Annotated in this window: 18 protein-coding genes and 1 tRNA gene; 16 read left to right on the top strand and 3 right to left on the bottom strand. The window is 71.9% G+C overall.

Annotation, left to right across the window (positions count from 1 at the left end; genetic code table 11):
• Window positions 1–39: 39 nt before the first annotated feature.
• Window positions 40–477, top strand: coding sequence for a VOC family protein (locus MUN76_RS04105; RefSeq protein WP_244687392.1), 438 nt, complete (start codon window positions 40–42; stop codon window positions 475–477).
• Between the two features lie 9 nt (window positions 478–486).
• Window positions 487–1,461 (top strand): YihY/virulence factor BrkB family protein, encoded by a 975-nt coding sequence (locus MUN76_RS04100; RefSeq protein WP_244687391.1) that lies wholly within the window; start codon window positions 487–489, stop codon window positions 1,459–1,461.
• Between the two features lie 18 nt (window positions 1,462–1,479).
• Here the strand turns inward: MUN76_RS04100 and MUN76_RS04095 are convergent, their stop codons facing one another.
• Window positions 1,480–1,929 carry a YdeI/OmpD-associated family protein gene (locus tag MUN76_RS04095; protein WP_244687389.1) on the bottom strand — a complete coding sequence of 150 codons (450 nt, stop codon included), beginning with the start codon at window positions 1,927–1,929 and terminating at the stop codon, window positions 1,480–1,482.
• A 289-nt stretch (window positions 1,930–2,218) separates the two neighbouring features.
• On the opposite strand from MUN76_RS04095, the gene MUN76_RS04090 reads away from it, so the two are divergent.
• A complete protein-coding gene (locus tag MUN76_RS04090; RefSeq protein WP_429953137.1) occupies window positions 2,219–3,685 on the top strand; it encodes a dipeptidase in 1,467 nt (488 codons plus the stop codon).
• A 21-nt stretch (window positions 3,686–3,706) separates the two neighbouring features.
• Here MUN76_RS04090 and mscL read toward each other — a convergent pair whose 3' ends face one another.
• The gene (gene mscL, locus MUN76_RS04085; protein WP_244687387.1) at window positions 3,707–4,144 is read right to left on the bottom strand and encodes a large conductance mechanosensitive channel protein MscL; all 438 of its coding nucleotides are present in this window, start codon (window positions 4,142–4,144) and stop codon (window positions 3,707–3,709) included.
• An 80-nt stretch (window positions 4,145–4,224) separates the two neighbouring features.
• On the bottom strand, window positions 4,225–5,106 hold the full coding sequence (locus MUN76_RS04080; RefSeq protein WP_244687385.1) for a DUF4190 domain-containing protein: 882 nt from the start codon (window positions 5,104–5,106) through the stop codon (window positions 4,225–4,227).
• Window positions 5,107–5,392: 286 nt separating this feature from the next.
• Between MUN76_RS04080 and guaB1 the strand changes: the two genes are divergently transcribed.
• The 13 genes from guaB1 (at window position 5,393) to MUN76_RS04015 (ending at window position 19,156) form a co-directional block, all read left to right on the top strand.
• Window positions 5,393–6,862, top strand: coding sequence for a GMP reductase (gene guaB1 / locus MUN76_RS04075; protein ID WP_244687383.1), 1,470 nt, complete (start codon window positions 5,393–5,395; stop codon window positions 6,860–6,862).
• Window positions 6,863–7,003: 141 nt separating this feature from the next.
• Window positions 7,004–8,449 (top strand): threonine synthase, encoded by a 1,446-nt coding sequence (thrC, locus tag MUN76_RS04070; protein WP_244687382.1) that lies wholly within the window; start codon window positions 7,004–7,006, stop codon window positions 8,447–8,449.
• A gap of 107 nt (window positions 8,450–8,556) precedes the next feature.
• A complete protein-coding gene (locus tag MUN76_RS04065; protein ID WP_244687380.1) occupies window positions 8,557–9,744 on the top strand; it encodes an AI-2E family transporter in 1,188 nt (395 codons plus the stop codon).
• A gap of 71 nt (window positions 9,745–9,815) precedes the next feature.
• The gene (locus MUN76_RS04060) at window positions 9,816–10,226 is read left to right on the top strand and encodes a phage holin family protein (protein ID WP_244687378.1); all 411 of its coding nucleotides are present in this window, start codon (window positions 9,816–9,818) and stop codon (window positions 10,224–10,226) included.
• Between the two features lie 65 nt (window positions 10,227–10,291).
• Window positions 10,292–11,539: a hypothetical protein gene (locus MUN76_RS04055; RefSeq protein ID WP_244687376.1), complete on the top strand. Its 1,248-nt coding sequence runs from the start codon at window positions 10,292–10,294 to the stop codon at window positions 11,537–11,539.
• Window positions 11,540–11,587: 48 nt separating this feature from the next.
• Window positions 11,588–12,142 (top strand): YbaK/EbsC family protein, encoded by a 555-nt coding sequence (locus MUN76_RS04050; protein WP_244687374.1) that lies wholly within the window; start codon window positions 11,588–11,590, stop codon window positions 12,140–12,142.
• Entirely contained in the window at window positions 12,139–12,834 is a 696-nt protein-coding gene (locus MUN76_RS04045) for an ABC transporter ATP-binding protein (protein ID WP_244687372.1), read from the top strand. The genes MUN76_RS04050 and MUN76_RS04045 overlap by 4 nt, the downstream gene beginning before the upstream one ends.
• Window positions 12,821–14,419, top strand: a complete 1,599-nt coding sequence (locus MUN76_RS04040; RefSeq protein ID WP_244687370.1) for a hypothetical protein — start codon at window positions 12,821–12,823, stop codon at window positions 14,417–14,419. The genes MUN76_RS04045 and MUN76_RS04040 overlap by 14 nt, the downstream gene beginning before the upstream one ends.
• Window positions 14,420–14,564: 145 nt before the next feature.
• Window positions 14,565–14,637, top strand: a tRNA-Glu gene (locus tag MUN76_RS04035).
• 261 nt (window positions 14,638–14,898) lie between these two features.
• On the top strand, window positions 14,899–15,957 hold the full coding sequence (locus tag MUN76_RS04030) for a 3-isopropylmalate dehydrogenase (protein ID WP_244687368.1): 1,059 nt from the start codon (window positions 14,899–14,901) through the stop codon (window positions 15,955–15,957).
• A 55-nt stretch (window positions 15,958–16,012) separates the two neighbouring features.
• Window positions 16,013–17,104, top strand: coding sequence for a branched-chain amino acid aminotransferase (locus MUN76_RS04025; protein WP_244687367.1), 1,092 nt, complete (start codon window positions 16,013–16,015; stop codon window positions 17,102–17,104).
• A gap of 4 nt (window positions 17,105–17,108) precedes the next feature.
• Entirely contained in the window at window positions 17,109–17,903 is a 795-nt protein-coding gene (locus MUN76_RS04020; RefSeq protein WP_244687365.1) for a fumarylacetoacetate hydrolase family protein, read from the top strand.
• 158 nt (window positions 17,904–18,061) lie between these two features.
• Window positions 18,062–19,156: a carboxylate-amine ligase gene (locus tag MUN76_RS04015; RefSeq protein ID WP_244687363.1), complete on the top strand. Its 1,095-nt coding sequence runs from the start codon at window positions 18,062–18,064 to the stop codon at window positions 19,154–19,156.
• Window positions 19,157–19,169: the final 13 nt, after the last annotated feature.

The following is a 19,169-nucleotide window of genomic DNA, read 5'->3' as shown; positions in this document are numbered from 1 at the left end:
CCCTCCCGTCGCGCAGCCCGGATTGCTACGATCCGAGACATGGCCATCACACTCGAGAACGTCGGTATCGCGGTCCGCGATATCGAGGCGGCGATCGACTTCTTCACCGACCTGGGGCTCACGGTCGTCGGGCGCGACACGATCAGCGGCGACTGGGCCGATACGGCCGTCGGTCTCGACGGCAACCACGCGAAGATCGCGATCCTCCAGACCCCCGACGGGCGCGGGCAGCTCGAGTTCTTCGAGTACCTCCACCCGGACGCCATCGAGACGGAACCCACGCTCCCGAATGAGATCGGCATGCACCGGGTGGCCTTCGGCGTCGACGACATCGAGGCGTCCCTCGCGATCGCCGCCCGGCACGGCTGCCACCCGCTCCGGGGTGTCGCGAACTACGCGGGCGTGTACAAGCTCTGCTACCTCCGCGGCCCGAGCGGCATCATCGTGATGCTCGCGCAGAACCTGCAGGAGCGCTGATCCCGACCCATGCGCGCCCTCATCGCACGACTCCTCCGACTCCGCATCGTCCGCGCCTTCCTGCGCTACAGCGAGCGCCGCGGCCCCATGCTCGCCGACAGCATCACGTACCGCGCGCTGTTCAGCGTGTTCGCGGCCGTGCTGCTCGGCTTCTCCGCGGCTGCGCTCTGGCTCGGCAACAATCCCGACGCGCTCGCGGCGCTCGCCGACTCGCTGAACACCGTGATCCCCGGGCTCGCCGATATCGTCGACCCGACGCAGGTGCGCGCGAACCTCGGCTTCTCGCTGGTCGGCGCGGCATCGCTCGTGGGCCTCGTGGGGGCGGCGATCAGCGCGATCGGCAGTCTGCGTTCGGCGCTCCGGATCCTCGCCGACGAGCTCACCGACCAGACGTTCATCCTGTGGGTGCTGCTGCGCAATCTGCTCGTCGCCATCGCGTTCGGTGGCCTGCTGGTGCTCGCCGTCGTCGCGAGTACGGTCGGTGCGCTCTGGATTCCCGAGGTCACCGGGTGGCTGGGGCTCTCGGGGAGCCCCGTCGCGGAGTGGGTCACCCGCGGGTTCGGGATCCTCGTGGTGTTCGCTATCGACACCCTCGCGGTGGTGCTCGTCTTCCGGCTCCTCTCCGGCGTGCGGGCTTCCGGGCGCGCCCTCTGGGCCGGCGCGGCTCTCGGCGGAGTCGGCCTCACCGTGCTCCAGGAGCTCTCGGGTCTCTTCGTGCGCGGCGCGGCGTCGAACCCGCTGCTGGCGTCGTTCGCGGCGCTCATCGCGCTGCTCATCTGGTTCAATCTGTCGGCGCAGGTGATCCTGATTGCGAGCAGTTACATCATCACCGCGACGGAGGAGAGTCGGGATCGCCTGCGCGCCAAGTACGGGGCGAGCACGCTCGTGCAGCGGCGACGGCAGCGCGCCGAGGATGCGGTGCAGGCGGCGACCCGGGAGCTGCGGGACGCGCAGGAGGCCGAGCGCGCGGAGCGCGAGGCGTAGCTGGGGTCGGGCGTTCGCCTACGCCAGCGAAGCGCGGACCGTCTCGACCGTCGAGGCGATCCGGCGCGCGCGGGTCTCGGACCGCTTCGCCTCCACGACGGCCCGCACGTGCTCCTTGCGGTGCGACGGGGCGAGCGCGTCGAAGGCGGCCCGCACGCGGGGGTCGGCATCAAGCGCCGCGGCCAGGTCCTCCGGCACCTGGATCTCGCGGGGCGCGCTGTCGAGCTCGATGTCCGCGGAGACCGTGTCGCCGATCTCCACGCCGAGCTCGGCGCGCGAGGCCTTCGACAGGCCGATGAGGTTCTTGCCGCCCATGACGCCGAGCCGCAGCCGGGCGGTGCGGCCGCCGATCGTCACGATGACGGCCGCGCGTGTGCCGCCGCCGAGCGCCGCCACCTGGTCGTCGGTGAGCTCGATCGCGGTCGCCGGTCCCTGCGCGAGCAGGGTGGTCTCGAGGTGCAGTGCCATGGCGCCATCGTAGACCCGCGGATCGGCGCCCGCCACCGCGCTCGCCACCGCGCTCGCCACCGCGCTCGCCCCCCCGCCACCGCGCTCGCCCCCCGCCACCGCGCTCGATTCCCACTGCGGCACGACTGCCGCGCCACTTCTGAAGGAGATGTCACGCAGGACGGAGGGTGCGGGGCGTAACGCTCCTGCGGTCGTGAGATCTCCGACAGCGCTGACGATCCAGCCCGCCTCGCTAGGCTGGTCTGGACCCCGCACGCGACCCCGCACGCGCACCCCCGAGGAGGACCCTGTGGACCACCAAAGCACCGAACACCCGCTGGACGCGGTCGTCCGCGAGCGCGTCGCCGCCCGGTTCGACGCCACCGTCGAGGAGCTGTCGGAGCTCGTGCGGATCCCCTCGGTGTCGTGGCCGGCGTTCGATCCGGCGCACGTCGCGCACAGTGCCGAAGCCATCGCCGAACAGCTGCGCGGGCTCGGCATCTTCGACGTCGTCGATGTGCGGCGCGCGCCCGTCGAGGGCGGCGACGAGCTCGGGCAGCCCGCGGTCGTGGCCCGGCGGGAACCCCGGAACGGGCGCCCGACCGTGCTGCTCTACGCGCACCACGACGTGCAGCCCCCGGGCAAGGACGAGGACTGGGAGACGCCTCCGTTCGAGCCCACGCGGCGCGACGGCCGGCTCTACGGCCGCGGCGCCGCGGACGACAAGGCCGGAGTGATGTCGCACATCGGCGCGATCCGCGCGCTCACCGAGGCGCTGGGTGCCGCGGGATCCCACGCCGAGGCGCTGGGTGCCGCGGGATCCGGTGCCAACACCGATACCAACACCGACCTCGACCTCGGCATCGCGCTCTTCATCGAGGGCGAGGAGGAGTGGGCGTCGCAGTCGTTCGGCAACTTCCTGCGCGAGAACCGGGACCTGCTCGCCGCCGACGCGATCATCGTCGCCGACTCCTCGAACTGGGACGTCGACACCCCCGCGCTCACCGTGGCGCTGCGCGGTGCGGTGGCATTCAACGTGACGGTCGAGACGCTCGACCGGGCGTCGCACTCGGGCATGTTCGGGGGAGCGGTGCCCGACGCCATGCTCGCGACCGTGCGCCTCCTCGACAGCCTGTGGGACGCGGACGGTGCGGTGGCGGTCGCGGGACTGCACACAGCCGATCTGGACGTGCCGGTGTACAGCGAGGCGCGGCTGCGGGAGGAGACGGGGCTGCTCGACGGCGTCAGCCCGATCGGGCGCGGCGAGATCCTGTCGCGGCTCTGGGCCCAGCCCGCGATCTCCATCACCGGGATCGATGCCCCCGACGTGGCCAACGCGTCGAACACCCTGGTGCCCCGCGCGCGGGTGCGGGTGAGCGCGCGCATCGCACCGGGTCAGGATCCCGAGGCCGCGTACGCCGCGATCACGCGGCACCTCGAGGCGCACGCCCCGTTCGGCGCGAAGCTGACGTTCGAGGACGCGGGCCTCGGCCAGGCGTTCCAGGTCGACACGAGCGGCTGGGCGGTGGCGGAGGTGCGCGGCGCGATGGCGGACGCGTGGGGCGTCGCTCCCGTCGACATCGGGGTTGGCGGTTCGATCCCGTTCATCGCCGAGCTGGTCGAGGAGTTCCCGAGTGCGCAGATCCTCGTCACGGGGGTCGAGGATCCCGACGGGCGTGCGCACAGCCCGAACGAGTCGCTGCACCTCGAGACGTTCCGCAAGTCGATCCTCACCGAGGCGCTGTTCCTCGCGCGCCTGAACCGGCGCGCGGGCTAGCGCCCGGCGAGGACGTGCGCCCTAGTGGCGCGGCGTGCGATCCGACGGGCCGGCCGCTGCGCCTGGTGCCGCACCGCCATTCGTGGCCGCCTGCGCCTGCAGCAGGTCGCGGATCTCGGTGAGCAGTTCCTGCTCGCTCGGCACGGCCGGCGACTCCGGCGTCGGCTTCCGCAGCTTGTTCATCGGCAGGACGAACACGAAGTACACGACCGCCGCGACGATCACGAAGTTCAGCACGGCCCCGATGACGGCGCCGAACGCGATCTCGCCGCCGCCCGGTAACCCGACGATCATCGCGCCGTCGAGCGAGTCGGCCTTGAAGACCATGCCGATGATCGGATTGATCAGCGCGTCGACCACCTTCTGCACGACGGTGTTGAACGCCGCGCCGATGACAACGGCGACCGCGAGATCGACGACGTTGCCCCGCAGCAGGAACTCTTTGAAACCCTTGAACATCTGTCTCCCCTAAGGACTGGTGCGAACGGTGGTGCGGCCGGAGCGCGAGGCCCCAGGCCGCACCGTGCGTGGTGGAACGGTTACAGGCAGGCCATCGTGTCGTCGAAGATCGCGTCGGTGAAGCCCTCGAGCGAGTCCGAGAAGGCCGGGTCGCTCGCTGCGGCGACCGGGTCCTTCATGAACTCGTAAAACTGCTGATAGACGGCTTGGTTCGGGCTCGGGATCACCGAGATCTGGCGGTAGGCCTCGAGCAGCTCGGGCGGGATCTCCGCCGATGCGGTGCTCGACCCGGTGCTGGCGGTCACGAGCCCGTCGAGCGCGGTGCAGAACTCGGGTGACAGCTCGCCCGATCCCACTGCGCCGGAGTCGGAGCTCTCGGAGGGGGCCTCCGTGGTGTCGGGCACGGCCGGCGTCGAGCTCTCGAGCTCCTCGGACAGCTGCTCGAGCTCACGGACCGCCTGGTCGCCGCTCGCGGCGAGTGCGCCGAAGAAGATCACGGTGACGATCAGGATGATGCCGGCGGCGATCACCGCGAGCGCACCGGTGATGAGGCCGGTGATGGACATGCCCTTGGACTGCGCCTTCTTGAGCGCGATGATGCCGAGGATCACCGCGGCGATGCCGCCGAGGATGCCGATGAACGGGATCCAGCAGAACACGAGGCTGGCGATACCGACGATGAGGGCCGCGATCGCAAGGCCCTTGGGCTGCGTCACGACCGGCTGCTGCGCGCCCGGGTAGCCGCCGTATCCGGGCTGCTGCGGCGGGACCGGGGGGAGCGGCGGCTGGCCGACACCGGGGGTTCCCGGCTGCTGCGCGGTCGGCGCGACGTAGGGGGCCTGAGGTGCCTGCGGCGGCTGAACCACCTGCGGAGCCTGCGGCGACTGGACGCTCTGCGGGGGCTGGACGCCCTGCGGCGGCTGCATGCCCTGCGGCGGCTGCATCCCCTGCGGGGGCTGCATGCCCTGCGGCGCCTGCGGTGCGGGGGCGGCGTCAGCGGGGTCGTGGGCTGGGCGTCCGCGGGGTTCGCCGCCGGAGCGGGGGCGTCGGGGGTGGGTGCCGGCTGATCCGGAACCTGATCGCCCGGGTTCTGCGTGTCTGACATGGCTGCGTTCCGATCCGTTGCTGGGGGACTGTCGCCAAGGCCTCACTCGGACCCGGCCACAACCATCCTAGTGAAACGGTGTTCGGGCGCCACCGTTCCCGCGCACCCATGTGCCGCCGATCCCGTCGCGGTAGCGTGGGGGCATGGAGTTTATCGGGGCGATGCCCACCGTCGATCTGACCTATTCCGACGTCTTCCTGGTGCCGCGGCACTCCGCGATCCGGAGCCGCCTCGACGTCGCGCTCGCGCCAGGGGACGGCACCGCCGCGACGCTGCCGCTCGTCGCCTCGAATATGAACTCGGTCACCGGACCGCGGCTCGCCGCGGTGCTCGCGCGTCGCGGCGGTCTCGCCGTGCTGCCGCAGGATCTGGCGATGGCCGACATGGAACGCGCGGTGCGCTGGGTGAAGGCGCAACCCGTCGCCTTCGACGCTCCGCTCGTGCTCGCACCGTCCGCCACCGCCGCGGAGGCGCTCCGGTTGATTCCGCGTGCCGAGGGGCAGAGCGTCGTGGTCGCCGACGCGGCCGCGTCCGGCATCGCCGCGCGTGACGTCCGCGGCGTGCTCTCGGCGACCCGGCTCGCCGCAGTGCCGGCGGACGCCCGCCTCGGCGACCTGGTCCGCGGAAGCGCTCCGGTCGTCGACGCGTCGGAGCTCGGCGACCCGCGCGCGGCCTTCGACCTCGTGGCGGCCGCACTCGACGGGCAGGACGCCGAGGCGGTGTGCGTCGTTGAAGGCGGGATCCTGGTCGGCACCCTCTCCCGCCGCTCCGCCCTGCGACGCTCGATCTACGCCCCCGCGCTCGACGCCGATGGGCGCTTGGTGGTCGCAGCGGCGGTCGGCATCAACGGCGACGTCGCGGCCAAGGTCCGGGCCCTCGCCGCCGCGGGCGCCGACGTGCTCGTCGTCGACACGGCGCACGGCCACCAGGAGGGCATGCTCCGCGCCCTGCGCACCGTATCCGACCTGTCACTCGGCCTGCCGATCGTCGCCGGCAACATCGTGACCGCCGACGGGGTCACCGACCTCGTGTCCGCGGGCGCGACGATCCTGAAGGTGGGCGTCGGCCCGGGCGCCATGTGCACCACCCGCATGATGACGGCGGTCGGCCGCCCGCAGTTCTCCGCCGTGCTCGAGACCGCGCAGGCGGCCCGCGAGCTGGGCGCGCACGTGTGGGCCGACGGCGGGGTCCGCTACCCCCGCGACGTGGCGCTCGCACTCGCCGCGGGAGCCTCGTCCGTGATGATCGGCTCTTGGTTCGCCGGCACCGCCGAGTCACCGGGCGAGCTCCGTGCCGACGCCGACGGCCGGCAGTACAAGGAGTCGTGGGGCATGGCCTCCACGAAGGCCGTGCAGGGGCGCTTCGGCGCGCTCGACGCCTTCGAGCGCGCGCGGAAGGAGCTCTTCGCCGAGGGCATCTCGTCGTCGAAGATCTACCTGGATCCGCAGCGTCCGAGCGTCGAGGATCTGATCGACATGATCACCTCGGGGCTCCGTTCGTCGTTCACGTACGCCGGTGCGGGCACGCTGCAGGAATTCCATATCCGCGCGCACGTCGGCCTGCAGTCCGCCGCGGGGTACGAAGAAGGAAAAGCACTCCCCGTCAGCTGGTGACCCGCTCGCGCCCGGGAGAGATCCGACGCCGCACTGAGGTGCAGTTCCGCTTCCACACGGCGCACGGAGCTCGGGCGTCCCACGACGCCCAGCCGAACCTGCGAGAATGGACGCACGTTCACAATCGAAGGAGAGCACTCGGTGAAGTACATCTCGACCCGCGGCGGCATGGATGCCGCACCGTACAGCGCGATTCTCCTGGAGGGACTCGCGACCGACGGCGGGCTGGTGGTGCCGGAAACGGTGCCCCAGGTGACGATGGAGGAGATCGAGGGGTGGCGAGGCCTCGACTACCCGCAGCTCGCGGCGGAGATCCTGAGCCGGTACGCGACCGATATCCCGCGGGAGGACCTCGACGAGCTGTGCCGTGCCGCCTACAGTCGCGAGAAGTTCGTGAGCGAGCAGATCGTGCCGCTCACTCCGCTCGAGGGGGCCAGCCCGATCGGGCAGATCTCGCTCGTCGGGCTCTCGGAGGGCCCCACGCTCGCGTTCAAGGACATGGCCATGCAGTTCCTGGGGCAGGCGCTCGAGTACGTGCTCGCGCGCAGCGACCGCACCCTGAACATCATCGGGGCCACGTCGGGTGACACGGGATCGGCCGCCGAGTACGCGCTGCGCGGCAAGGACGGCGTCGCCGTGTTCATGCTCTCCCCGCAGGGGCGCATGAGCGACTTCCAGCGCGCGCAGATGTACTCGCTCACCGACGACAACATCCACAACATCGCCGTCGAGGGTGTGTTCGACGACTGCCAGAACCTCGTGAAGGCGCTCTCGGGCGACCTCGCCTTCAAGCGCCAGAACTTCCTCGGCACCGTGAACTCGATCAATCTCGGGCGCATCAGCGCGCAGATGGTCTACTACTTCTGGGCCTGGCTCCGGCAGACCGATGCCGTGCCCGTCGGGGAGCGCGCCGGGTTCGAGGTCTCGTTCACGGTCCCGTCGGGCAACTTCGGCAACATCCTCTCGGGTCACCTGGCGCGCGCCATGGGCCTGCCGATCCGGCACCTCGTGCTCGCGGCGAACGAGAACAACGTGCTCGACCAGTTCTTCCGCACCGGCACCTACGCGCCGCGCGGGGCCGCCGAGACGTTCGCGACCTCCAGCCCCTCGATGGACATTTCGAAGGCATCGAACCTCGAGCGCTTCATCTTCGATCTGCTCGGTCGCGATCCCGAGCGGCTCTCCGCCGCCTGGCACGAGCTCGACGAGACCGGCCGCATCAACCTCATCGCCGAGCTGCCGCGGTTCATCGAGGAGTTCGGGATCCAGAGCGGCACGAGCACCCACGCCGACCGGGTCGCGACGATCCGCTCCGTGTTCGCGACGAGCGGCGTGCTCATCGACCCCCACACCGCCGACGGCGTGAAGGTCGCCCGGGAGTTCGTGGAGCCGGGCATCCCGATGCTCGTGCTCGAAACCGCGAAGCCCGAGAAGTTCCCCGACATCGTCTTCGAGGCGACCGGCGAGCGGCTCGGCATGCCGGAGCACCTCGCGGACCTGCTCGACCTGCCGCAGCACGTCACCGAGATGGCGGACGACGAGGTCGAACTCCGGGGTTTCATCGCCTCGCGCGCCGTCAAGCCGTAGCGCACGGGTTCGGTCGGCGCGCGCGGCGCGCCCATCGAGCGTTGCTGCCCCTGGCCCAGACGTCTCAGGGCATAGGCTGTTCGAATCGACTCGGATGGGAGATCACGATGTGGTTCGGACGACGCGTACGACGTGAGGTGCTCGAGGCCGCGCAGGGGGAGGCTCGGCGAGAGGGGTCCGTCGCGCAGGCGGTCGCCGCACCCGAGGCCTCCCGCCTGCGGCGCACCTGGGGCGACGGGTTCGGCGTGCTCGCTTCCCGCTCGCTGCAGATCATCATCGTCCTGATCCTCACCGCGGGCGTCGTGTGGGGCATGCGCACGCTGAGCACGGTCGTGATCCCGATCCTGCTCGCCCTGATCCTCGCGAGCACGTTCGCGCCGGTCATGTCCTGGCTCCGGGCGCGCAACGTGCCGCCGGCGCTCGCGACGGTCGCCGTGCTGCTCGGGATCGTCGTGATCCTGACGGGGATCGGCTGGCTGATCGTGTGGGCGGTGCGCGATCAGTGGGAAGACCTCTCGTCGCAGGCGCAGGACGGCTTCGCCCAGGTCATCGACTGGGTCAAGACGCTGCCGTTCGCGCCCGACGCTGAGCAGATCGCGGAGTGGCAGGACACGGTCGTCGACTTCCTGACCAGCTCGCAGTTCGGCTCCGGTGCGCTCGCCGGGGTGGGGGCGATCACCAGCTTCGTGACCGGGCTCGTGCTGATGGTCGTGGTGCTGTTCTTCTTCCTGAAGGACGGGCCCACGATCTGGCGCTTCATGCTCCGCCCCTTCACCGGCGAGGGGCTGGCGCGTGCACGTCGCGCCGGCGACAAGACGGTCGCCACCCTCGGGTCGTACATCCGCGGCACGGCCGCCGTGGCCGCCGTCGACGCGGTCGGCATCGGGATCGGCCTGCTGATCCTCCAGGTGCCGCTGGCGCTCCCGCTCGCCGTGCTCGTGTTCGTGCTCGCGTTCATCCCGCTCGTCGGTGCGACGGTGGCGGGCATCCTCGCCGCGCTCGTCGCCCTCGTCGCGAACGGCCCGCTGAGCGCGGTGCTCGTCGTGGGTGTCGTGGTGCTCGTGAACCAGCTCGAGGGCAACCTGCTGCAGCCGGTGCTCATGGGTCGGGCGCTCAAGCTGCACGCGCTCGTCATCCTGCTCGCTCTGACCATCGGCACGGTGCTCAGCGGCATCCTCGGCGCGGTGCTCGCGGTGCCGATCGCAGCCGTGGGCTGGGGGATCATCCAGGTGTGGGACGGCCCCAATCGCCCGGCGAAGTGGGCACGTCCGCACGCGTCGGATCCTGCCGCCTAGCCCGCCCCGTGCAGTAGCCTGAGCGCAGGGGCCCCAGCGGAGGGTGCCCGCGACACCGTGAGGGGGCTGCCGTGCGGCTGCTGTTCCAAGTTCTGTCCCAGCTCGTCCTCGCGGCGATCGCGCTGATCATCGTGCACCTGAGCCTGCCCGGGGTCGAGGTGAGCGTGAGCGGATTCCTCGTCGCGATCGCGGTGTTCACGATCGCGCACGCGATCCTCGGCCCGTTCGTCCTGAATCTCGCGCAGCGCTACGCGGCGCCGCTCGCCGGGGGTGTCGGTCTGATCGCGACGCTGCTCGCGCTCTGGGTCGCGACGCTGTTCCCGGGTGGCATCTCCATTCACGGGCTGCAGGCGTGGATCCTCGCGCCGATCATCGTGTGGTTCGTGACCGCGCTCGGCGGGTGGCTGTTCATGGCCTTTGTCATCGACAAGTGGCTGAAGCGCCGCGCTGCGCGCAAGCTGCTCGGGTCGGCGCAGGCGTGACCGCGGGATCTGCCGCTGGGTCTGCCGCCGGGTCTGCTGCGGACCTGCAGGCCAGGCTCGACCGGATGGAACGGGAGAACGCCGAGCTCCGCGACCGACTCGACCCGCCGCGCGCCGCGACGACCGGGCGCCGCTGGCGGGCCGTGGTCTCCGCGTTGCTCATCGTGCTCGGCGCCGTGCTCGCACCGGTCGCCACGGTGGGGGCGTGGGCGCACGGCCTGCTGACCGACACCGACCGCTTCGTGGGGGTGTTCGCGCCGCTCGCCGACGACCCGGCCGTGCAGCGCTTCGTCACCGCGGAAGCCGTCGGGATCATCGAGCGGGAGGTGGATCTTCCCGCTCTCACCGCCGCACTGATCGACGGCATCGAGGATCTGGGGGCGCCGGGCACGGCCGTCTCCGCGGCGCGGGCGCTCGAGACGCCGATCAACCTCGGCCTCTCGGGTCTCGTGCGCTCGACGGTGGAGTCCGTCGTGGCGTCGGAAGCGTTCTCCACGGGGTGGCGGGAGGTGCTGACCCTCAGCCACTCGCAGCTCAACCAGACGCTGCGCGGCGAGCCGGGGGCCGCGCTGGCCATTGCTCCCGACGGCTCGCTCGGCCTGCAGCTCGGGCCGGTGATCGGCACGGTGCAGGAGGCGCTCGTCGCACAGGGGCTCGGGATCGCAGCGAGCATCCCGGCGGTCGACGTGGTGCTGCCGATCGCCGAGGACGTCTCGCTCACCGGGGCCCAGGCGGGGTACGGTGCGGCGACCGTGATCGGGCCGTGGCTGCCCTGGATCGCGCTCGCGCTGCTCGCCGCCGGAGTGATCGTTGCACGGCGGCGACGGCGGGCGCTGATGGGAGCCGCGATCGGTCTCGCCATCGCGATGGGCGTGCTGCTCGTGGGGTTCGCGATCGCCGCGCAGGTCGTTCCGGCCGTGACGCCGCTGCCCGCCGATGCCGCCACGGCGATCCTCTCGGCCATCCTCTCGCCGCTCTCGCAGACGTCCGCGGCGGTGTTCACGGTGGCGGTGCTGCTCGTGATTGTCGGCTGGGGCACGGGACCCGCACCGCTGCCGACGCGGCTCCGGGCGATGACGAGCGCGGGCGCGGATCGGCTGCGGACGATCGGCGACCGGTACGGGGTCGGCACAGGCGCGTTCGGGGCGTGGATCGAGCGGTTCCAGCGGGTGATCCGGATCGCCGTCGCCGCGGGCGCCGGCGCGATCGTGCTGCTCGCCCGGCCGCTCACCCCGGGGCTCGTCGTCGGCACGCTCATCGGTGCGGTCGTCGCGCTGATCCTGCTGGACCTCCTCCGACGGCCGGCTCGCTAGGCTGTCGGTGAGTGCGGGATCCGCCCGCCGCTCGGAGGAGGAGTACTGGTGCCCGTGGATGCTGTGAGCCTGGACCTGCGACCGGCCCTGGAGGCCACCGAACTGCTCGCCGCGCCCGTGCGCGACGCGATCGCGTCGATGCCGGCCGCGGATGCCGCGGCAATCCGCGTGGCTCCGATCGACGCGGACCTCGCTGACACGGCCGCGTTCTGCGAGGCCTACGGCGTCGCCCCGGACGCCTCCGCCAACTGCATCGTGGTCGCCGGCAAGCGCGGCGATGTCGTGAGCTACGCCGCGTGCGTCGTGCTCGCCACGACCCGGGCCGACGTGAACGGGGCGGTGCGCAAGCTCCTCGGCGCCCGCAAGGTGAGCTTCGCCCCGATGGACGAGGCGACGGCGCTCACCGGCATGGAGTACGGCGGGATCACCCCCGTCGGCCTGCCGGAGGACTGGCGGGTGCTCGTCGACGAGCGCGTCCCCCTGGTGCCCGACGCGATCATCGGGGCCGGGATCCGCGGCGCGAAGATCAGCCTTCCCGGCGCGGTGCTCGCCGGGCTGCCCCGGGTGGAAGTGATCGAGGGGCTCGCTCGGGAGCTCGAATGACCGGGACCCCTGCGCCCGGGAACTCGGGGCTGCTGGTCGCGGACGGCGTCGCGGTCGAGCTCGACGGTGCCGAACTGCTCGCCCCGACGACCCTCGCGCTGGCCGCCGGGACCTGCGTGGCGGTGCGCGGGCAGAACGGTGCGGGCAAGACCACGCTGCTGCGGGTGCTGAGCGGACGTCTCCGTCCGACCGCGGGATCCGTGCGGCTGGCGGGCGACGCACTTGACGAGCGCCGAGCCGATCACCGTGCCGCCGTCGCGGCGCTCATCGAACCGCCCACGCTGTACCCGGACCTCACGATCCAGGACCAGCTGGCACTGATCGAGGCCGCGTGGTCGGGGGCACGGTCGGGATCGCGGTCGGAGCCGCTGGAGCGCGCCGCGATCGCGGCGCCGGGGTTCGGTTCCGGCGCGATCGATCACTTCGGGCTCGAGGGGCTCCGCACGCGGTTCCCGCACGAGCTCTCCAGCGGGCAGCGGCAGTTGGTTTCGCTTGCCGTGACGTTCGCGCGGCCCGCCTCGGTGCTGCTGCTCGACGAACCCGAGCAGCGGCTCGATCCCGATCGCCGCGGGCTCGTCGCCAAGGCGATCGAGCGGGCGCGCGCGCAGGGGGTCGCCGTGGCGTTCGCGACGCACGACCCCGAACTCGTCGCGCGGGTCGCCGACGCGGAGGTGGTCGTTGGCGTCGCCTGAGCTGCGCGCCGTGCGGGCGGTGCTGCGAGGGCGGCGCGACCGGGCCGATGCCTCGGAGGTGTCGTACCGGATCTACCTCGCGGTGATGCTCGTCATCATCGTCGGGGCGCCGCTCGTGCGGGGGCTCGTGCTGTGGATGCTCGAGGCGCTACCCGTGCCGGGGACGACCCCGAGCGAAGCGCTCGCCGCGGTGCTCACCGGCCTCACCGCGCTGTGCGTGCTCGCCGGGGCGCAGGGCGGGCCCGCGCGGACCGGGCTGCCGCAGCTCGACCTGCTCCACACCTCCGCGATCCCGCGTCGCCGGCTTCTCGCAGCCCCGGTCGCACGTGCGCTGGCGCTCGGGGCGGGGCTCGGGATGTTCGTGGCCGGGATCGTCGTCGCGACGCGTCTGCTGCGCGCCGACCTCGACCCGGCCCTCGCTGTCGCGCTGCTGCTCGGGGGTGCGGGCCTCGGGGTGCTCGCGGCGTTCGGGATGCTGCTCGGCCAGGTGGGCCGCGGGGTGCGCTGGGGCGTCGCCGGGGCGCTCGCGGGGCTCGCCGCGCTGCAGCTCGCGGGGTGGGTCGGCGACGCCGATGGAGGCGGGCTCGCGGGGCCGGTCGATCCGTGGTCGTGGGTCGCCGGTCTGGTGTTCGCCGCGGCGGATCCGGGGCGCTCTGCCCCGGTGCTGCTGCTCGCCGGTCTGCTCGCCGTCGTCGCCATGATCCTCGCGATGCTCGCGCCGCGCATGGCCGCACGGCTGCGGTGGGAGGCGTTGCGCGAGCAGGCCGCGCGCTGGGACGCAATCGGCATCTCGGCGATGTCGGGCGACCCGAAGGCCGCCCTCGCGCGGCTCGGGGCACCCGTGCGCGTCGGGCGACGACTGCGCGTGCGACCGACGGCGCACCTGACCCTGACGCTCCTCTCTCGCGATCTGCTCGGGGTGATCCGGACGCCGGCGCGGAGTCTGCTCGCCCTCATCGGGGTGACGGCGGCGGCCGCGATCTGGGGGATCGCCGTCGGTGGCGGGGCCGGAGCCGCGGCCGGTACGGACCCCGATCTCCTGGTGGTCGGCACGCTCGGCGCCGTCGCTGTGCTCCTCGCGTACGCCGCGCTGCAGCCCTGGTGCCGAGGGCTCGCGACCGCGGCCGATGGCGCCGGATCGCCCGGGCTGCTCCCCGCGACTCCGCAGGGGCTCCTGCTGCGGCACCTGCAGCTGCCGCTCCTGCTCGGCCTGCTGGCGGCGGCTCTCGGGGGAGGCGCGCTGGTCGTCTCCGGCTGGGGTGCCGCGCCCACGGCGGTCGCACCGGTCTCCGCCGGGGCGCTGGTGGGCACCGCGCTCGCGCTCCGGGTGCTGTCCTCGCTGAAGGGCACGATCCCGATGCGGCTGCTCGCACCCGTGCCGACGCCCGTCGGCGACGCTTCCGGGATCAACGTGCTGCTCTGGACCCTCGACGGCTCCATCGCCGCCGCGCTGCTCGGGGCCCTGCTCGCCGTCGTGTGGGCGCTCGGGATCGCGGCCGGGGGCGTGCCGGTCGCCGCGCTCATCACGAGTGCCGCGGTGCTCGCGGGGGTGCTGCTCTGGGCCCGGGTGCGGCTCGCCTCGTGAGCCCGTGCGACACCGCCGAGAACCCCGCCAGCACTGGTGACGCGCCGTCGGTGCCGGCCCGGTTTTGCGCGATTGCGAGACGTGTGCCAAGATAGATGAGTTGCTACGGCGGCGGGGTGAGAATCCCAGCGCCAGAATCAACTCCGGCCCCATCGTATAGCGGCCTAGTACGCTGCCCTCTCACGGCGGTAACGCGGGTTCGAATCCCGCTGGGGTCACCGGATCGAAAGCCTCACCTTCGGGTGGGGCTTTCGTGGTTTCTGGGGCCCCGCACTGCGCGGGCTCGCACGAGTGCACCTCGTCGTCCCGGGGCCCAGCACGGCACAGACGAGCAGTGATGCAGAGATCCGCAATCCTGCTGACCGGATGGATCGAATCGCTCAGCGCGAACGCAGATCTCAGCGGCGGGGCGAGACGCTCGAACTCCGCAGAGCCACCAGTATGCTGGAGTGATTCAGGCACACACGGAGGAGCGTTCAGTGACCCGCACCATCAAGCTCGCAGTCATTCCCGGCGATGGCATCGGCCCGGAAGTGATCGCGGAAGCCAATCGGGTCCTCGACGCGGTGCTCGCCGGTGGTGACGTGGTGCTCGATCGCACCGAGTTCTCGCTCGGCGCCGAGCGCTACCTCGCGACGGGGGAGACGCTTCCCGAGGCCGAGCAGGCCGCGATCGCCGAGCACGACGCGATCCTCTTCGGGGCGATCGGAGGGGTCCCGGGCGACCCCCGGCTGCGCGACGCGAACATCGAGCGCGGGCTGCTCCTGAAGCTCCGCTTCGACTTCGAGCACTACGCGAATCTCCGCCCGTGCACCCTGTTCCCGGGTGTCACGTCGACGCTGCGGGATCCCGGTCACGTCGACTTCCTCGTCGTGCGCGAGGGCACCGAGGGCCCGTACGCGGGCAACGGCGGCACCCTGCGCGGCGGCACGCCCCACGAGGTCGCCACCGAGGTCTCGGTGAACACCGCGTTCGGGGTCGAGCGGGTCGTGCGCTACGCGTTCGAGACCGCCGCGGCCCGCCCGCGCCAGAAGCTCACCTGGGTGCACAAGACGAACGTGCTGGTGCACGCCGGGGCGATCTGGCAGCGTGTCGTGCAGGCCGTCGCCGCCGAGTACCCGCAGATCGAGGTCGACTACATGCACGTCGACGCTGCCACCATTTTTATGGTCCAGGACCCATCGCGCTTCGATGTGATCGTCACGGACAACCTCTTCGGTGACATCCTCACCGACCTGGCCGGCGCCATCGGCGGCGGCATCGGACTCGCGGCCTCGGGGAACATCAACCCCGACGGCACGTTCCCGAGCATGTTCGAGCCCGTCCACGGCTCCGCTCCCGACATCGCCGGGCAGCAGAAGGCGGACCCGACCGCGGCGATCCTGTCCGCGGCCATCATGCTCGATCACCTCGGCCTCGGCGCCGAGGCCAGCCGCATCCGCGACGCCGTCCGGGCCGACCTCGCCACCCGCGGCTCCGCGCCCCGCGCCACCGCTCAGGTCGGCGACGCGATCCTCGCGGAGCTGTCCCGCTCCTGATTCTCCCTCCTTCGCCCGCGCCCCGCGCGAGCACTCCGACACCGAAAGTGCTGTCATGACCGAACTCGCATTTACCCGCACCACCGCAGATCGCCGTTCCCCGGCCGAGCGCGAGGCGATCCTCGCCGACCCCGGGTTCGGCAACTACTTCACCGATCACATGGTCTCGATCGTCTGGACCAAGGCCGACGGGTGGCAGACGCCCGAGGTCCTGCCCTACGGCCCGATCCCGATGGACCCCGCCTCCTCAGTGCTGCACTACGGCCAGGAGATCTTCGAGGGCATGAAGGCGTATCGTCACGCCGACGGCGCCCTCGTCGCCTTCCGGCCCGAGGAGAACGCCCGCCGCCTGAACGAGTCCGCGCGCCGCCTCTCCCTGCCGGAGATCCCGGTCGAACTGTTCGTGGCCGCGGTGCGCGAGCTCGTCGAGATCGACGCCGACTGGGTGCCGAGCGGTGCCGACCAGAGCCTGTACCTGCGCCCCTTCATGATCGCCGATGAGAGCTTCCTCGGCGTGCGGGCGGCCGAGCGCGCCCGCTTCCTCGTCATCGCGAGCCCGGCCGGGCCGTACTTCACGGGCGGCGTGAAGCCCGTCTCGATCTGGCTCTCCGAGACGCACTCCCGCGCGGGTCGCGGCGGAACCGGCGCCGCGAAGTGCGGCGGCAACTACGCGGCGTCGCTGCTGCCGCAGAGCGAGGCCGCGGCGCACGGCTGCCAGCAGGTGCTGTTCACCGATTCGGCGACGGACGACACGATCGACGAGCTCGGCGGCATGAACCTGTTCCTGGTCCGCGCCGACGGCACGCTGGTGACCCCGCGGCTCAACGGCAACATCCTGAACGGGATCACCCGCAAGAGCCTCATCCAGCTCGCGAAGGACCGTGGACTCGCGGTGGAGGAGCGGGACGTGACCGTGCGCGAGTGGCGCGCCGGGGTCGAGGAAGGCACCATCACGGAGGCGTTCGCCTGCGGCACCGCGGCCGTGATCACCCCGATCCGCGAGCTCAAGACCGCCGACTTCACGATCGACTTCGGCGACGCCGCACCCGGCCCGATCACCCTGTCGCTCCGCGAGGAGCTGACGGGCATCCAGTTCGGCACCCGCGAGGATCCGCACGGCTGGATCGACGTGCTGGTGGAGGCGTAACCCCGTGAAGATCGCGCGTTTCGAGGTAGACGGCGAGATCTCCTACGGGGTGGTCGACGCCGCGCAGGAGGGCACGGGCGTGGAGCTCGTGGAGCTCACGGGGGACCCGCTCGTGGCCGGCTACGACACGACGGGCCGCCGGTTCCGGTTCGAGGACGTACGCCTGCTCGCGCCCGTGATCCCGCGCTCCAAGGTGGTGTGCGTCGGCAAGAACTACGCCGACCACGTCGCCGAGATGAGCGGGGTCACCGGGATGGGAGCGGAAGCTCCGACCGAGCCCCTGCTCTTCTTGAAGCCGAACACCTCGGTGATCGGGCCGGGCGACACCATCGTGCGCCCGTCGATCTCGGAGCGCGTGGAGTACGAGGGGGAGCTCGCGCTGGTCATCGGTGCCCTCGCGAAGGACGTCTCCGAACAGGAGGCGCTCTCGTACGTCTTCGGCTTCACCTGCGCGAACGATGTGACGGCGCGCGACATCCAGATCGCGGACGGGCAGTGGACCCGGGGCAAGGGCTTCGACACGTTCTGCCCGCTCGGGCCCGTGATCGAGACCGACCCCGACCTCAGCGATGCCCGCCTCGTGACCCGCGTGAACGGCGAGGTGCGTCAGGACGGCCGCACATCGCAGCTGATCCACAGCCTGTCGAAGATCGTGGCGCACGCCTCGCAGGCCTTCACACTGCTGCCGGGCGACGTGATCCTCACGGGCACCCCGGCGGGAGTCGGCACGCTCGACGCGGGTGACGTCGTCGAGGTCGAGATCGAGGGGATCGGGATCCTCCGCAACACCGTTCGGTGATCGAACACCGTGCGGGAGCGCCCCGCCGCGAGGGAACCAGGCGCCGCGCGATCACCAGGCCCCGCACCGTCATGATCCGTGCTTTTCAGCGCGTGACATCGCGTGCGGCCGGTCGGTCGTGCCACTATGGAGGTCCGCGCACGAAGGGCAGGTAGCACGTGGTCTCCCAGCGAACGCCCGCGCGCCGCTTCGGCGTCGAAGAGGAGTATCTGCTGCTCGACGCCGAGACGGGCCGACCCCGCGACGTCGTGGTGCCGCTCATCGCCGCGCTGCCGGGGCTGCAGGCGGAGCTCGAGTACTTCGAGAGCCAGCTCGAAACCGCGACCCCGGTGTGCACGCGCGCCGCGGAGGCCGAGGAGACCCTTCGTACGTTCCGGTCGGCGGCCTCGCGAGCGGGCGCCGATCTGGGGGTGGTGCTCGCGGGCACGGGGCTGCCGCCCGTCGGCAGCGAGGTCCCGGGGACGGTGACGTCGAAGCCGCGCTACCAGGCGATCTCCCGCGCCATGGGCGACCTCACCGCCCGCTACTACTCCACGGGGACGCATGTGCACGTCGAAGTGCCCTCCCGCGACATCGGCGTTGAGGTCATGGCGCGGATGGCCCGGTGGTCGCCGGTGCTGGTCGCGCTCACCGCGAACTCGCCGATCGCCCGGGGCGAGCGCACGGGGTTCGCGAGCTGGCGCTACCTCACGACGATGCAGTGGCCCACGGCCGGCTACCCGCCGGCGTTCGCCGACGGCGACGACTACGAGGCCGTGGTGGGCGAGTTCGTCCGGAGCGGGATCCTCGTCGACACGGGCGTCGTCAACTGGTCGGTCCGGCTGTCGGACCACTATCCGACCGTCGAGCTGCGCACGGCCGACGCGCAGCTGGACCCGGGTGACACCGTCGCGTTCGCGATGATCGTGCGCGCGCTGGTGTCGCGCTGCATCGCGGAGGCCGAGCGCGGGGACCCCCGTCGCGATCCGCACCGCGACCTCGTGACGGGCGCGCACTGGCAGGCGGCGCGCAACGGTCTGGGGTCGGATCTCGTGCATCCGTTCTCGGGAGACCCCGTCCCGGCGCACGACGCCGTCTCGGCACTCGTGGAGCACGTGCAGCACGAGCTCGCTACCGCGGGCGACCTCGGCCTGGTGGCGGAGTACGTCGCCCGGCGGCGGAGCACCGGTGATCCCGCGGCGGAGCAGCTGCGGCGCTTCGACGCCGGCGGGGTTCCGGCGCTGCTCGACCTCTACCGCGCGCACTCGGCCTAGGCTGGCCCGGCAC

Source organism: Leucobacter rhizosphaerae (genome assembly GCF_022919175.1).
GTDB classification, from domain to species: Bacteria; Actinomycetota; Actinomycetes; order Actinomycetales; family Microbacteriaceae; genus Leucobacter; species Leucobacter rhizosphaerae.
The sequence above is the reverse complement of the archived record's forward strand: the minus strand, read 5'-3'. Positions and strand labels throughout refer to the sequence as shown.

Excerpts from the sequence above, each read along its gene's own strand:
- MUN76_RS04055 (WP_244687376.1), top strand. The coding sequence starts at position 10,292 with ATGGAACGGGAGAACGCCGAGCTCCGCGACCGACTCGACCCGCCGCGC.
- MUN76_RS04065 (WP_244687380.1), top strand. The coding sequence starts at position 8,557 with ATGTGGTTCGGACGACGCGTACGACGTGAGGTGCTCGAGGCCGCGCAG.
- guaB1 (WP_244687383.1), top strand. The coding sequence starts at position 5,393 with ATGGAGTTTATCGGGGCGATGCCCACCGTCGATCTGACCTATTCCGAC.
- mscL (WP_244687387.1), bottom strand. The coding sequence starts at position 4,144 with ATGTTCAAGGGTTTCAAAGAGTTCCTGCTGCGGGGCAACGTCGTCGAT.
- MUN76_RS04080 (WP_244687385.1), bottom strand. The coding sequence starts at position 5,106 with ATGCAGCCCCCGCAGGGGATGCAGCCGCCGCAGGGCATGCAGCCGCCG.
- MUN76_RS04045 (WP_244687372.1), top strand. The coding sequence starts at position 12,139 with ATGACCGGGACCCCTGCGCCCGGGAACTCGGGGCTGCTGGTCGCGGAC.
- MUN76_RS04095 (WP_244687389.1), bottom strand. The coding sequence starts at position 1,929 with ATGGCACTGCACCTCGAGACCACCCTGCTCGCGCAGGGACCGGCGACC.
- MUN76_RS04105 (WP_244687392.1), top strand. The coding sequence starts at position 40 with ATGGCCATCACACTCGAGAACGTCGGTATCGCGGTCCGCGATATCGAG.
- MUN76_RS04025 (WP_244687367.1), top strand. The coding sequence starts at position 16,013 with ATGACCGAACTCGCATTTACCCGCACCACCGCAGATCGCCGTTCCCCG.
- MUN76_RS04100 (WP_244687391.1), top strand. The coding sequence starts at position 487 with ATGCGCGCCCTCATCGCACGACTCCTCCGACTCCGCATCGTCCGCGCC.